The sequence below is a fragment of the Fictibacillus terranigra genome, from assembly GCF_030412265.1.
GTDB classification, from domain to species: domain Bacteria; phylum Bacillota; class Bacilli; order Bacillales; family Fictibacillaceae; genus Fictibacillus_C; species Fictibacillus_C terrinigri.
Window position 1 is genome coordinate 17,026 of sequence record NZ_JAUHLN010000008.1, and the last position, 13,984, is coordinate 31,009.

13 protein-coding genes are annotated in these 13,984 nt (G+C 39.2%); 12 read left to right on the forward strand and 1 reads right to left on the reverse strand.

Features of this window, described 5'->3' with window-relative positions:
- The first annotated feature begins 72 nt into the window (after positions 1 to 72).
- From QYF49_RS23515 to QYF49_RS23525, 3 genes are all read left to right on the forward strand, one after another.
- Complete coding sequence (locus QYF49_RS23515) at positions 73 to 318, forward strand: AbrB/MazE/SpoVT family DNA-binding domain-containing protein (protein ID WP_290402025.1); 246 nt, start codon at positions 73 to 75, stop codon at positions 316 to 318.
- A gap of 366 nt (positions 319 to 684) precedes the next feature.
- The gene (locus QYF49_RS23520) at positions 685 to 1,287 is read left to right on the forward strand and encodes a hypothetical protein (protein ID WP_290402026.1); all 603 of its coding nucleotides are present in this window, start codon (positions 685 to 687) and stop codon (positions 1,285 to 1,287) included.
- A gap of 12 nt (positions 1,288 to 1,299) precedes the next feature.
- Entirely contained in the window at positions 1,300 to 1,914 is a 615-nt protein-coding gene (locus tag QYF49_RS23525; RefSeq protein WP_290402027.1) for a hypothetical protein, read from the forward strand.
- Between the two features lie 494 nt (positions 1,915 to 2,408).
- Here QYF49_RS23525 and QYF49_RS23530 read toward each other — a convergent pair whose 3' ends face one another.
- Complete coding sequence (locus QYF49_RS23530) at positions 2,409 to 2,804, reverse strand: hypothetical protein (protein ID WP_290402028.1); 396 nt, start codon at positions 2,802 to 2,804, stop codon at positions 2,409 to 2,411.
- Between the two features lie 359 nt (positions 2,805 to 3,163).
- Here QYF49_RS23530 and QYF49_RS23535 point away from each other — a divergent pair, with 359 nt between their 5' ends.
- From QYF49_RS23535 to QYF49_RS23575, 9 genes are all read left to right on the forward strand, one after another.
- Positions 3,164 to 4,228, forward strand: coding sequence for a Gfo/Idh/MocA family protein (locus QYF49_RS23535; protein ID WP_290402029.1), 1,065 nt, complete (start codon positions 3,164 to 3,166; stop codon positions 4,226 to 4,228).
- Positions 4,225 to 5,280 carry a Gfo/Idh/MocA family protein gene (locus QYF49_RS23540; RefSeq protein ID WP_290402030.1) on the forward strand — a complete coding sequence of 352 codons (1,056 nt, stop codon included), beginning with the start codon at positions 4,225 to 4,227 and terminating at the stop codon, positions 5,278 to 5,280. Before QYF49_RS23535 ends, QYF49_RS23540 begins: the two co-directional genes overlap by 4 nt.
- A gap of 174 nt (positions 5,281 to 5,454) precedes the next feature.
- Positions 5,455 to 6,732, forward strand: a complete 1,278-nt coding sequence (locus QYF49_RS23545; protein WP_290402031.1) for an extracellular solute-binding protein — start codon at positions 5,455 to 5,457, stop codon at positions 6,730 to 6,732.
- Between the two features lie 76 nt (positions 6,733 to 6,808).
- Positions 6,809 to 7,786 (forward strand): carbohydrate ABC transporter permease, encoded by a 978-nt coding sequence (locus QYF49_RS23550; RefSeq protein ID WP_290402032.1) that lies wholly within the window; start codon positions 6,809 to 6,811, stop codon positions 7,784 to 7,786.
- Between the two features lie 28 nt (positions 7,787 to 7,814).
- A complete protein-coding gene (locus QYF49_RS23555; protein WP_290402033.1) occupies positions 7,815 to 8,657 on the forward strand; it encodes a carbohydrate ABC transporter permease in 843 nt (280 codons plus the stop codon).
- 361 nt (positions 8,658 to 9,018) lie between these two features.
- On the forward strand, positions 9,019 to 9,180 hold the full coding sequence (locus QYF49_RS23560; RefSeq protein WP_290402034.1) for a glycoside hydrolase family 66 protein: 162 nt from the start codon (positions 9,019 to 9,021) through the stop codon (positions 9,178 to 9,180).
- Between the two features lie 33 nt (positions 9,181 to 9,213).
- Positions 9,214 to 11,019, forward strand: coding sequence for a sensor histidine kinase (locus QYF49_RS23565; protein ID WP_290402035.1), 1,806 nt, complete (start codon positions 9,214 to 9,216; stop codon positions 11,017 to 11,019).
- Positions 11,012 to 12,550, forward strand: coding sequence for a response regulator transcription factor (locus QYF49_RS23570; protein WP_290402036.1), 1,539 nt, complete (start codon positions 11,012 to 11,014; stop codon positions 12,548 to 12,550). The genes QYF49_RS23565 and QYF49_RS23570 overlap by 8 nt, the downstream gene beginning before the upstream one ends.
- A 23-nt stretch (positions 12,551 to 12,573) precedes the next feature.
- A complete protein-coding gene (locus QYF49_RS23575; RefSeq protein ID WP_290402037.1) occupies positions 12,574 to 13,869 on the forward strand; it encodes an extracellular solute-binding protein in 1,296 nt (431 codons plus the stop codon).
- The last annotated feature ends 115 nt before the right edge of the window (positions 13,870 to 13,984 follow it).

A 13,984-nucleotide genomic window follows, 5' to 3' on the forward strand; every position in this document is an offset into this window, starting at 1 on the left:
CTAATAGGAAGGGGACAGCGATCTCCATTACTATGCTATTGTAAGTGGCACGATAAAGGAGAGTTCTTTTCAGTGGAGGTAGAAGGAAAAATTCGAAAAATCGGTAACTCTTTAGGCGTACTTTTGCCTTCTTTTATGGCAAAATCCATTGGGATTGAAGAAGGAGATTCCGTGTACATTCGTGTGGAGAATGATGCGATAAAAATTTCGTGTACACCTAACAATGATCAAGAGGATTATCTGGTATTTAAGAAAAAGGTAATAGCGATTGTGGAAGAGTACCTGCAAGACCGAGAACAGGGAAAGAAGCCGGAATAAACGGCTTCTTTTTTGTTTTATATATACCTAGTCCATTGACGTTTTTGAAAATTCTCTTGGCCCAGTAGTCATTAAATGGTTTAAGTTGGTTCCCTTATTGTCTTCTTCGCTGTTATTTTTTGATCATGCAAAACCAGGAACATTGACTCATATACAAAACGCTCACCTTCTTGTATGTTTTAATTAAGTTTCAACAAGGTTAAAACATTTTAAAGGAGGCTTTTTATGAAAAAACATTACTCACTTTTTCATCAACCGCGTTCTTCGTATGTAATCGCAAAACCAGGAACCGAGTAATCCAACGAATAGTCGGGTTTCATTGGAAATTGTTGTGTAAGGTAACTTTCATGATAAGGAGCGATTAAGATGAAAAAAAGAAACGTTAAAAAAATGGGTGTAGCTCTTGTGTTCTCGGTATCTGTATTTACCGGGGTTGGAATTGGACATGCCTTTGCAGATACTTTTCAGGAAACTGCAAAGATGTCTGGCCCCCATTACAGTAATGATGCACATTTAAAGTATCTTCCAACTTTACCGGATGACGGTTACAGGCCGGCTGAGGAAGCGTATACGGGATGGGAGTATGAAAAGGTAACAAAATCGAAACACAAGAAAACCTATTGGGATCATGAAGCAGACAATTCCAAAAACAAAGAGAAACGGACAGTTTCTATGAGTGTTGAAAGATCTAAATATACAAGTTCATCGGCTTCATCAACAGGCAGTCTTAAAGCAGCCGTTGCGGAAATTGCGATCCATTATGAAACTGGGTGGGGTAAGACAAAGAGGGTTAGTACCACTTGTACGTATACTATTCCTGCAAAGCAAAAACATCTTCTGAAGTTTGGAAGTAAATATGTAAAATCGGCTGGATATGAACGCTACTATAATATGGGCAAATTGAAAAAGAAAAGATCCATCCATAATAAGTGGACATATCGGGAGTATTCAGCACAAGAACCGATTTAAAGGATGAGGAGAATGAACAAATTTTTGGCTGCCTTGATATTATTTATAGCCATCACAGGTTGTTCCAATGAGGAAAACCAATCTGATCCTAAAGAGAAAGAAGCCTCAACCCAAGAATCTGAAGCAAATAAAAGACAAACAGCGGAGTTAACTGACGAAGAAAGACTGGATTTTGGTAAACGGTTTGATAATTTCAATTTTCATCCAACCTCATTTAAGGTACACATTAAGGATCATAAGCTCGTTCTTGATATGGACTATCAATTAAGTGCAAAGCTTGTAAATTTCTTATCACATGGAATCGTTTACTCCTATGGAATTGGTTTTCCTGATCAGACTGTTCAAGTAACTTCGCTGGAACAATCCACATTTAAGCCTGGCCCATCTTTTTCAAAGGGTGATTCACAGGGGAAGTTTTGTCATTTACGCTTAGTTGAAGACATCCCTCATCGCTTAACGAAAAAGCAAATCAATACTCTAGAAACGCACATCAAAGGTTATTCTTTCGTTATATTAAATAAAGATAACGATACTGTATTTATCATGAATGACATTTATGAGCGGTCAACGATAGACCCTGGGAATGCGATACAGGAGGACTTAGGAAAAGTGGAGATTAAAAGTTAATATGGATTTACCACGAGCGTTGTTCAAATAGACAAATCCCCTTTACTTCTAAGGATCACGAATTTGAACACAATTATAAATGCTTGCGATTATGTAAACATAAACGCATATATAAACACAATTGTATTTGGATATAAAAATAAGAAAATTACACCATAAAGAAGAAAGGACTGAATGAGAGATTTTAAATGATGGTGTTTAAGCAACAAAATGAAAGGGCCAGGGTAGTGCGGAAGCGAAAGCCACAGAAGATGGCTATAACAAAGTAAGGATTACCTGCCGCTGTTTTTTAACCATAGAAAAGCCGATTTCTGCTAAGGAATCGGCTCTTTTCATAAAGAGTGAGGTTAAGTATCCAAATTGTGTTGCACAGAGGGGCTCGTTTTTTCTTGGCCCTCAGCGATTTACTCTTCGTCAACGGTTGAAATCTTACAATTTGATTTAATGACAATAAGAAAAGGATGGATCGGAATAATCCATCTCTGTTTTTATAATCATCGCCTATTTTTTAAGACAGTTATCACTTTATCCAATGCTTCCGTATTTTCTTTCGACATCTGATTCGTGGACTTCTGCTGCTCTAATAACTGAATCAAACGGTTTCGAATCTGTTCTTCCTTGTGGCCATTTTTTGTTGGCTGTTTTTGACTATGAAGTGACTTTATTTCATTGTGCAATGCGATCATCTCTTCCCGTAAGGCTTTGACTTCATTAGGGACATTTTTATTATCTCTTTTTGCTACCACAGATCTGGAGTCGATATTCTGAGGTTTTCTTTCTTCTACTTGAATTTTCACATCGGCTTTTTCATTCGCTACTACTTTTGCGGTTCCAATCACACCCGCTATCCCTAATAATCCAGCCAGCATGAGAACGGTTGCTCGTTTCATTTCCTTAAACTCCTAAAACAGTGTCATACACTTAGTTTAGACAAGGAATTTAATATTAGTCCGGCAAATTCAACAATACACCCTGTGACGATTTGTAGATAAACAACCCGTTCCATCGAACAAAATTCATAGTTCTTCAAATTCACCATTTGAAAGCTTTATGAAAAGCAGGTTTTCAAGACCGCGGGCAAATCAAATATGGACCGGTTGGACCTGATATGTGCTGCACCTAGATATATAAATCTCATCGTTTTATTTTCTGATAATCGTGTAATAAATTCTAGAGTTGATGAAATTAGAAGGTATTTTTTAGTTTTTCTTGTATAGAGGGAGTAACGAAACTAGGAGGAATGAAGAAGATGACAAATCATATTTCAATCGGATTAATTGGTTTAGGCGGCATGGCAAATCACCATATCAATCTTTTATCTCAATTAAAAAATGTTTCGGTTAGCGCTGTATCAGATGTGAATAAAGAGCAGCTCCAGATGATTGGAGACAAGCTGAATATCCCTCAGAATAAAAGATACGAAGATTATGAGGAACTGATAAAAGATTCAGAGGTAGATGCTGTCATTTCAATCGTACCCAATTATTTACACGCCAAAATTATAAGTGATTGCATTCAGCATCAAAAGCCGATTATGACAGAAAAACCATTCACATTAAATTTTGAAGAAGCTGCAGAACTTAAAAAACAGTATGAAAAACAACCCATTCCGTGCATGGTCGGGTTTTCTTACCGTTATGTTGCTTCGTTCCGCTATGCTAAAGATTTGCTTCAGCAGAATAAGATAGGAAAGCTGCGGCATATCTCGGTCCGTTATTTACAGGACTGGGGCATCCCAGCGGTTCAAACCCCTTTAACTTGGCGCTTCAAGAAAGCGCTTTCTGGTTCGGGTGCACTCGGAGATCTTGGTTCACACATGATCGATACAGCCCGTTTTTTTGCTGGAGAGTTTCAGCATCTTAAAAGTTTAAATACTACATTTATAAATAAAAGAGCCTCCCTGGACCAAACCAAACAGCTTGAAGAAGTAGATGTTGATGATTATTCGGCGTTTATCGCGGTGCTCGATCATGAAATTGTGGGACAGTTTATGACAACTAGGAATGCGGTCGGTTTTTCGAACGCATTAGAGGTTACCCTTTTTGGAGATGAAGGAACGATGGAGTTTTCTTGCGAGCGCCCTGACGAAATTAGTTTGATTCAATTCAATCATGAACAGAAAACGAGAGATAGAACGAGCCTAGAAGTCCCTTTAAACTATAAAAGGAATCAGCTCGAGGACTTCATAGATTTAATTAACGGTGTTTCACCAGAGGACTGCCCAACCTTTTATGATGGCTATGAAAATCAAAAGGTGCTTCATCAAATTCTTGAAGACGCGACAATCACCTCTGAGCATGAGGTGATAAAGTGAAACAAATTAAAGTAGGTGTAATCGGAGCGAGCTGGTTTGCAGATTTATGGTATTTACCCGTTCTCAGCCTACACCCGAATGCTGAGCTGTCAGCCATCTGCAGTGAGAAAGGAAACAATGCCCGTTTAATGGCTGGAAAATACGGAATCCCAAGAAGCTATACTTCCTATGAAGAAATGATAGTTACAGAGAATTTAGACGGTGTGTGTATCATCACACCGAATAGGACACATGCTGATATGGTCTTAACAGCAGCAAAGAACGGTCTGCACATTATTTGTGAGAAGCCTTTAACGCTTAATGCAGAGGAATCTGCAAAAATAGTAGATGCTGTAAAAAATTCGTCTATCATTCATGCAGTAAACTTTACATATCGTGAAAATCCTGCTATTAAAAAGATGAAGAATGAGCTGCTGAAACATAGAATAGGAAACATCCTTGAAGCTGATTTTGAATACACCGGTGATTATGGAATACAATCCTCACCCGGGTGGAGAAGTGATGTCCAGCTTGGTGGAGAAGGCGGTGTCCTTGCTGATCTTGGGTCTCATCTTATTGATCTGGCACATTATCTGTTTGATGGATCGATTCGTCCCCTGTCGGCTTCCACTCAGATTTTAAAACGAGACCATCACGAAAAAGAGAAAGCACCCGATTCGGTGTTCTTTGCAGCAAAACTGCCTAATGACGCAATCGCAAACTTTCAGACTAGCTGGGTTCGCTACCAAGGGGACAGGGGACAAACGATTAAGATCAATCTTTACGGTGACAAAGGAAAAATAAAACTGTTATCAACAGAGTTCGGCATTCAGCTTTCTATTCAGGACGAAAGAAACGAAACCTATAAGTGGAAAGAAACAGAAGAAAGCGGAGAAGAAAATTTCCGTCCATGGCGGTTAACACCAGGAAACGAAATATGGAAGTGGATAGACAGGATATCCAGCCAAAATTCAGCGATTCAGCAGCCGGATTTCTACGATGGGCATCAGGTACAGAACGTTATGGAGCAGATTCTACAACTGTCTTCAAAACAAAATAACAAGCTTTTCTAGCTTAAGGTGTATTATTTCTCTTTTAAAAAGGGATATAGTGCACCTTTTTTTACAACACAAACCGAAGCCAGTCCTTTGTGGAAGATTATACACCATTTAAATAATGAAAGCGGTTACTAATAGTCTGACTATTTTCAATAATGGAACTAACAACAATAAAAGGGGAATTAAAAAATGAAAACACCTTTTTCTAAAGTGTTAGGAATCTTGTCCATTATTGCCTTGCTTTTCGTAAGCGCTTGCTCATCCTCTGATAGCTCTTCGGAAGAGAGTTCAGATGGAAAAGTAACCATTGAATATTGGCATACTTACAGTGATCAAGAAGAAAAAGTATTAAAAGAAAAGATTAAACCGATTTTTGAAAAAGAACATCCCAATATAAAGTTGAAATTAACGCGCATGCCTTATGAAGGGCTTAAGCAGCAAGTTATTGCAGGTGTCTCAGGAAACGCAGCACCTGACCTCATGCGAATGGACATCATCTGGGTGCCAGAGTTCGCAAAAATGGGAGCTTTAAAGGAAGTCAGCAGCTTAGACGGCTTTGATAAAGTAAAATCGTCTGTATTTGAAAGTCCTATGGCTACAAATATGTTTGACGGAAAATATTATGGTGTTCCAGTCAATACGAACACAAAAATAGCTATCTATGACAAAAAAGTGTTAGACCAAGCCGGTGTAACCGAAGCTCCAAAAACAATGCAAGAGCTTGCGGCAGCTGCAAAAAAAGCAAAGGATGCAGGAGCTAAAGGCGGAATCACAGTCGGAGGGGCCAATGCATGGGGTGTGCTTCCATATTTCTGGAGCTTAGGCGGCAAATTAACCAATGAAGACTACACAAAAATGGATGGGTTTGTAAACAGCCCTGAAAGTGTAAAAGCGTTAGAACAGATCATTCTGTGGAAAAAAGACGGTCTTTTAAGCCCGACCATTCTTGGAGGAGAGCCAGGTGCATGGGACGGGATCAAGAAGCATGAATATATGATGCTTGATGACGGACCTTGGTTCTACAGTGTCTTGATGAATGAAGAGAAGAAAAAAGAAGACCCATTAGAATATACGGTGCGCGGACTTATACCTGAAGGTCCTGGTGGCAGCCGTTCTGTAATTGGTGGAGAGGATCTCGTAATCTTTGCAAACTCCAAGCATCCAGAAGAAGCTTGGACATTTGCACAATGGATGCTGACAAAAGAGCCTCAAAAACTTATGTCTGAAACAGGCTTAATCCCTACGAACCTGAACGCGGCAAAAGACCCTGAGTTTTTAAAAGTTCCGTTTGTAAAAGAGTATGTCGACCAATTGGAAACAGCATTACCACGCACACCGATTCCACAGTGGTCTGAATTTGAAAAAGTGTTTAACTTAAACATTGAAAAAGCCATCCGAGGAAAGATGTCAGTAAAAGAAGCGTTGGATGATACGGCTAAACAAGGAGAAGCCATCCTTAAGAAATAAAAATCCGCAGATGCACTTCACATAGTGGAGTGCATTTGTTCAACTATCAGATCATTAATCGCAAGGGGGGAGAAAGATGGCATCTGTAAAACCAGAATTAAACCAAGCACCTAAATACAATCAGCAGCCAAATCCCAGATCAGAAGGAAAGAAAAAAGCCATTACAAAAGGAATCAAACAATGGGGAGAAGTGTTTCCTTTTATTATTATTGGCTTGATTGGAGCCGTTGTTTTTGTTATTTATCCCTTGATTAAGGGGGTAATTATGAGCTTTCAAGATTACAGTATCATCCCTGGGGCAGAGAGTCCTTTTGTTGGTCTTGAAAACTATAAAGAAGCATTCCGCGATGAACAATTTAAATATGCGGTCAGAAATACACTGTTAAACACAGTGGTGACCGTACCGATCAACTGGTTTTTAGGTTTGGTATTTGCTGTACTGATCAACATGCATTTTATTAAATATAAAATTGCGTTCAGAACGCTTTACTATTTACCTATCATCACATCCTGGATCGTCGTAGCTTTTTTATTCCGCTTTCTATTTGCAGATGGAGAGAGTGGGCTTATAAATTTTTTGTTGCATACAAAGCTCGGGCTCATCGATGAACCGATCAGCTGGCTACAGAATCAATGGACAGCCATGTTGGTAATCTGGACATTTCATATTTGGAAAACAGTAGGGTGGACGGTTGTAATCTATTTGGCGGCTTTGCAAGGAATCCCGAAAGAGCTGTATGAAGCGGCAAGTATCGACGGAGCAAACGGATTAAGACTTTTCCGAAATGTCACCATTCCATTGTTAGGTCCGGTGACGATCTTTGTATTGATCAACCTTGTGATCGGCGCATTTAATATTTTTCCGCAAGTGTACTTCATTACCAATGGCGGTCCGATCGGTCAGACTGAAGTTTTACAAAGCATGATCTATAAGGAAGCTTTCAACAACTTTAATTTTGGGTATTCGTCTGCACTCGGTGTCATGATGGGGCTTACGATCTTTTTCGTAACCTGGACGCAGCAAAAGAAAATTGGAAACCAGCGATACTTTTAACTTTGTCTTTTAGAAAGGAGGACAAATCGTGTATACAACAAAAACGAGTTTGTTTTGGAAGTTTGTCGTATATGCCGTACTGATATTAGGTGTAGCCGTATTTATTATTCCGTTTATCTATATGCTTTTAACGACGTTTGTGGACAATGCGTATACACTGCCAAGGCCGAGCGAGGTTTTCTCGGTAACACCGAATCTGGATAACTATGAAACGGTTTGGAATAGGAATAACTTTTTTCGTTATTTCTTAAATAGTTTATTGATTGCAGGTGTCTCGATGGTTGGCAGCTTGTTTTTAGGTGCGCTGACAGCATATGCGTTCGCACGTTTTCAATTTCCGTTTAAAGAGTTTCTATTTCGTATGTTCCTTTTTACGATGATGATTCCAGTTGTACTGGCAATCGTTCCTCAATTTACAGTCATCAGCAATCTTGGACTCGTAAATACGTATGCTGGACTGTGGCTTCTCTACATCGGCGGTGGAGTAGTCGGTTCAACATTCTTTCTACGGGGCTTTTTTGAAACAATTCCGAAAGAGCTAGAAGATTCCATCCGGATTGACGGCGGTGGAAATTGGCGTATTTTTTGGAATATTTACTTGCCATTATCAAAACCGGCGTTAGGAACGATGGCGATCTTTTCGTTTTCAGGAACATGGGATGAGTACTTTGTGGCCCTTACGATTATTAAAGATGAAGCCCTTCGTACACTGCCGATCGCACTTATGATGTTTCAGGGCCAGCACGCCAGCAACTGGGCCTGGATCTTTGCAGCGTCTATCATCGCACTGCTGCCAGTGGTCTTGATCTATATCATCTTCCAAAAACATTTTGTGAAGAGCGGTTTAAGTGAAGGAAGTATGAAAGGATGAGAAAGAAAATCGTCATTTGTATTGCCGCAGTTTGTTTGCCTAGTACTCTTGCTTACAGGATGCATATCCAAGAGTATTGTCGTTGAAATCGAGGAAAGAGAAGAGAAAAAACCACTATTAAAACTCTGTCGATACGGACAAAGCCAGATATAATCCAGGTGACACGATTCACTTCACTTTGGGTCTCAGTCAAAAAATGAACGGAGAGTCACTCGTGATTCGTTATCGCAAGGTGACGAGATTGTAAAAGAAGTGGAAAAGAACGCAAAAAACGACAAAACGTTAACATGGGAGTGGAAGTCTCCGAAAGACAATGAAAAAGGATACTTGGTAGAGTTTCTTTTAAAGAAAGATAAAGAGTATGGACCACTTGATTGGTGCAAAAAAAGAAGTAAAGAACGTATGGATCGCTTCTCCTGACCATTATTTAGGATCCGATTTTAAGCAAAAAGATGGTAAAATGACTGTAACCATTCCTGCATTGAAATATTGGGATATGCTTGTCATTGAATACGAGAAATAACATCATAATAGTTACAAATGAGGGGCTGGAAAGATGATCCGACACATGTGGCAAAAACAAAGTATTGCTGTAAAACTAATCGCAGCATTCTTGGTCGTGATTTTAATTCCAGCCTTTTTCTTAAGTTTTTTCTATTACAACTCCTCTTCTTCTATTATTAAACAGAATGTCCGCGAATCTTCTCTTCAGATTACGAAACAAGCAGCCAACACGCTCTCGTATATCTTTACGGTAGGCAGTGATACATCAGAATTGGTTTATGGAGATTCCGCCGTTCAACAAACGGTCATAATGGATGCGGATCCTGCTGCACCAAACATCGAAAAAAAAGAAAGGAATAATATCCTGACTGATAAACTGAATAACTATGTTTTCTCGAGTTCCTTCGTAAAAATTATCTATGTGTTAAAAGAAGAGAATACGAGTTGGGGAAGCGGCACCTTCTCTTTTTATAAATGGAATAAGGAAAGAAAATCAGAGCTTGAGTGGCTGAAGCAGGCACAGGAGAAAGACGGGGAGCTTGTGTGGATGGGTCTGCAGAAAGACAAATACAGCGGCGGCGGAGACAATACAGAGCTCGTTCTTCCAGTCGGCCGTGTTCTGAAGGATTTTGAAACGCTAAATAATATTGGCTATATTTTAGTGAATTTAGATGGGAAAAATATATTATCCAAGATTAATCAGCTGAAACTTGGGCAGACCGGAAAATTCTTTGTGGTAAATGAATCAGGGCACATCATGATCCATCCGGATGTCTCCCGAGTTGGAAATCAGCTGAAGAATGCGGATCTGTATCATTCTGTCGTACAAGATGAAAGTGCAGAGTTTGAATACGTACATAACAACACGAATTATTATGGTGTTAAACAGCCGCTGAGCAATGGGTGGATGATCGTAGGAACTGTACCGGTTCACGAAATTACAGAAGAGATGGAGAAGCTGCACCGGCTAGTCCTGCTTTCTTCCATCGGATTAACCATTGCGGCGATTCTGATCGGTTTGTTTATCGCTGGCAAAATTACAGATCCTATCAAGCAGCTAACGACCCAGATGAAAAATGTTGAAAAAGGAAACTTAAAAGCCCGCACAAATGTTGTTTCTGATGATGAAATCGGACTGATGAGCAAACAGTTTAACACGATGATCTGCCGTGTAGAGGATTTAATGGCGAGTGTAAATGATGAACGGAGCAAAAAGCAGCAGGCAGAATTAAGGGCGATCAAGAACCGAATCAATCCTCATTTCTTGTTTAATACGTTAAGTACAATTAAGTGGCTGATTCAATTTAAACAAAATGAAAAAGCGAATGAAGCTATCTCGGCGCTAACCCGGTTATTAGAAGCGAACATGGGGAAGAAAGGAAACCTTATAACGGTTGCGGAAGAACTAGATATTTTAGAGAAGTACCTAGTGATTCTAAAAATTAGGTATGATCGAGAATTCCATTTGGATATTGAAATCGATGATAAGCTGCTGGATTTTCGGATTCCGAGAATGCTGCTGCAGCCGATTGTTGAAAATGCGATTTTTCACGGCATCGTTCCTACTGATACAACAGGGCTGATCCAATTAAAGGGAGAAGAAGAGAAAAGCGGATCTATAAGATTTATCATTACGGATAACGGAAAAGGGTTTGACCCGTCAAAATTAAAGCAGATCAAAGATATCGAAACATCCATACAGAATGGTTTTGTAGGGATTGGATTAGCTCATGTTTACGAGAGTATCCAGCTATATTATTCGCCAAAATCGACGATGATCGTTGAAAGTCAGGAAGGTACGGGAACACAGATAACGCTGCTTCTCTATCCGCTGAAGGAGGGTGAAGAACATGTATAAAGTCATGATAGTGGATGATGAACCTGTTATCCGTTATGGATTAAAAGCATCGATACCTTTAGATAATGGTATGTACGAACTAACCGGTGCTTTTGCAAACGGAAAAGAAGCGTTACAACAATTTAACGAACAATGTCCCGATATTCTTATAACGGATATTAAGATGCCTATTATGGACGGATTAGAGCTAGCTAGACATGCGTTAGACATTCATCCTTCGTTGAAGATTATTTTTGTCAGTAGCTACAGTGATTTTGATTATGTAAGAGAAGGTCTGAAGCTCGGTGCTGTAGATTACTTACTGAAGCCAACATTAGAACCAGAAGATCTGATTAAGCTGTTGGAAAAATGCACGCGGCTCATTCAGCAGGAACACAAGATACAGCAAGACCTAGATGAACATAGAGAAACCCAAAAGGGGCTTCACCGCAAGGAATTGGAACAGGAACTGAAGCAGATGCTTGCTTCAATTGAATATCGAGCTGATCCCGCAAAATGGAACGCGGCGTTTGGTGAAGGCTATATTATCTCATACGGAAGGATTCATAATAAAAAAGAACTTCAGGAAAAATTCGGCTACCTTTACCCGGGAATTAAAGCAGAAGAAGTTGTTGATACTTTTTACAGGAATTTTGATAGGGGCTCGATGTTTTCACTCTATAACTCAGATGTTATTCTCGTTTTGCCTTATTGCAAAGAATTCGAAAGTAATCTTCAGCATGTGAAAAGAAAACTGGAAGCGGATACAGGAATCACCTTATATATCGGTTACCAAAAAGGAAAAGTTGCTGCACATATTAATACGTGTTTTTACCAGGCAAAAGAGGCCTGTGACATTCATTTTTATCAAGTATCATCGGAAAGTTATCCATATGTTTCCAGCTTTTCAAATGATGAAAGTAAGACCAGCTATTTGGATTATTTAAAAGAAGCTGTCAGAGAAAGTGACGGCGTAAAAACAGAAATCGTAAAAGAAAAGTGGATAGCTGAGTGGGAAAAAGGCAATAAATCGCCTGATAAAGTCAAACGTGAAGCAGGAGAGATGTTAAGCATACTGTTTCAAAGAAAAGTAGATATTCCGATCCTTCTTCAAAAAATGGACGAGCTGACCCATACAGAAACATTGGAAGAACTTAAAACACTTTTGAATGCGACGATCGCTCAGTGGGAAATGGAACACCCGGTTACATTTGCTTCTATTACCTCCCATCAACAACTCATGGAAAAAGCATTGCATTACATCCAGCAAAATTACACGTCCGATCTAACGCTGCAAAAAATTGCTGACTACAGTTTTATAAGCAAAAACTATTTCAGTCTTTTGTTTAAAAAATACATGGATCAGAATTTCATTGATTATGTGATTTCATTGCGGGTTAAGAAGGCTGAAGACCTTTTGGCCAATACTTCATTGAAAGTCTATGAAATCGCACACAAGTCGGGCTTTAATGATGTAAAATATTTCAGCAAACTGTTTAAAAAGCTTACAGGGCTTAGTCCAGTAGACTTTCGAGAAAAAGCTCAAAAATAAACAAGAGTACAGGAGGTTTACGTATGGCCAAACAAAGAATGTTCATTCATAAAATGGTGCTGTTTTTTTGTTTAGCTTTATTCGTAAACGGCTGCTCTGATCAAATTATTAGCAATAAGGAAGCTATTTCTACACTTCATAAAAAAGAGAAGGTTGAAGAACTTGTTTTCTGGCACACATACAGTGATGAGGAAACAAGGGTGTTTGAGGAAGAGCTTATTCCACTCTTTCAAAAGAAATACCCTGAGATAAAAATCACGTCAGTCAGGCAGCCATATAATGAACATTTAAAATCCGCTCTTATTTCAAAAGGATCTTCAGGACAAGCTCCTGACGTTGTAAGGATTGATATTGCCTGGGTTCCGGAATTCGCATCTCTAGGACTTCTTGAACCATTGGATAGTTTTAAAGGATTTAAACAAAAGAAAAAAAAATTATACGCAAATGCACTAGAAACCAACCTTTACAACGGTTTATACTACGGTCTTCCCGTTAATCTGACAACAAAAGCAGCCATTTATAACGAAATATCCTTAAACAGGGCTGGCATTAATGAACCGCCTGAAACAATGAATGACTTTCTGAAACTCGCTGAAAAACAGCATGGTATTGGTTATATCGGGATGAAAGGATTAAATGCATGGGACAGCCTTCCTTATTTTTGGGGACTTGGCGGTATGTTAACGAACAGCGATTACACGCAAGCATCTGGATATTTTAACAGTAAAGAAAGTATTCACGCCGTATCAACAATCAAAAGCTGGAAAGATAAAGGATTGTTGGCACCAAACTTTTCATCGGGATCGATCGATACATGGAACGAAATCCTGGAGGGACAGGCTTTTATGGCCGAAGAAGGGCCATGGTTTTACAGTGTGCTCTCCACATCTTATTATACAGTGGATCAGTTGATGAACGTAACGATACCTTATCCTTTCCCTGTTGATAAACAAGGAAAGGGATCTATTCTAGGGGGAGAGAACCTCGTAATTATGAATGGTACTGAACATAGAGATGCTGCGTGGACATTTATGAAATGGATGACGAGTGAAGATATTCAGCAGCGTATGTTTAATTCAGGTATCCTCCCTGCAAATAAAGCGGCGGCAAACTCCTCAGCGATGCTAAAAACACCATACATGAAAGCGTATGTTGAAAGCCTGGAGAACGCCCGTCTTCGTCCACCCGTAAAAAGCTGGTCCCGTATGGAAAACGTATATACGAAAGCGATGGAAGCTATGATTTACCATAATCAGGATATTAGAACAACCTTAAACGAAGCTGCAAACAAGATGGATCAGCTATTAAAAAGCGAATAAAGAGATATTCAATTATTATATATCTTCATCATTCTTCATTCATTATTCTATCGTTACTTTCATTCACTACCTCATGGTTTGATCAGATAAAAATTTTCAATCTTATAAAATGGTT

Coding starts and splice junctions, on each gene's coding strand:
- QYF49_RS23560 (WP_290402034.1), top strand. CDS start 9,019: ATGGACCACTTGATTGGTGCAAAAAAAGAAGTAAAGAACGTATGGATC.
- QYF49_RS23570 (WP_290402036.1), top strand. CDS start 11,012: ATGTATAAAGTCATGATAGTGGATGATGAACCTGTTATCCGTTATGGA.
- QYF49_RS23520 (WP_290402026.1), top strand. CDS start 685: ATGAAAAAAAGAAACGTTAAAAAAATGGGTGTAGCTCTTGTGTTCTCG.
- QYF49_RS23535 (WP_290402029.1), top strand. CDS start 3,164: ATGACAAATCATATTTCAATCGGATTAATTGGTTTAGGCGGCATGGCA.
- QYF49_RS23545 (WP_290402031.1), top strand. CDS start 5,455: ATGAAAACACCTTTTTCTAAAGTGTTAGGAATCTTGTCCATTATTGCC.
- QYF49_RS23525 (WP_290402027.1), top strand. CDS start 1,300: ATGAACAAATTTTTGGCTGCCTTGATATTATTTATAGCCATCACAGGT.
- QYF49_RS23575 (WP_290402037.1), top strand. CDS start 12,574: ATGGCCAAACAAAGAATGTTCATTCATAAAATGGTGCTGTTTTTTTGT.
- QYF49_RS23550 (WP_290402032.1), top strand. CDS start 6,809: ATGGCATCTGTAAAACCAGAATTAAACCAAGCACCTAAATACAATCAG.
- QYF49_RS23530 (WP_290402028.1), bottom strand. CDS start 2,804: ATGAAACGAGCAACCGTTCTCATGCTGGCTGGATTATTAGGGATAGCG.
- QYF49_RS23565 (WP_290402035.1), top strand. CDS start 9,214: ATGATCCGACACATGTGGCAAAAACAAAGTATTGCTGTAAAACTAATC.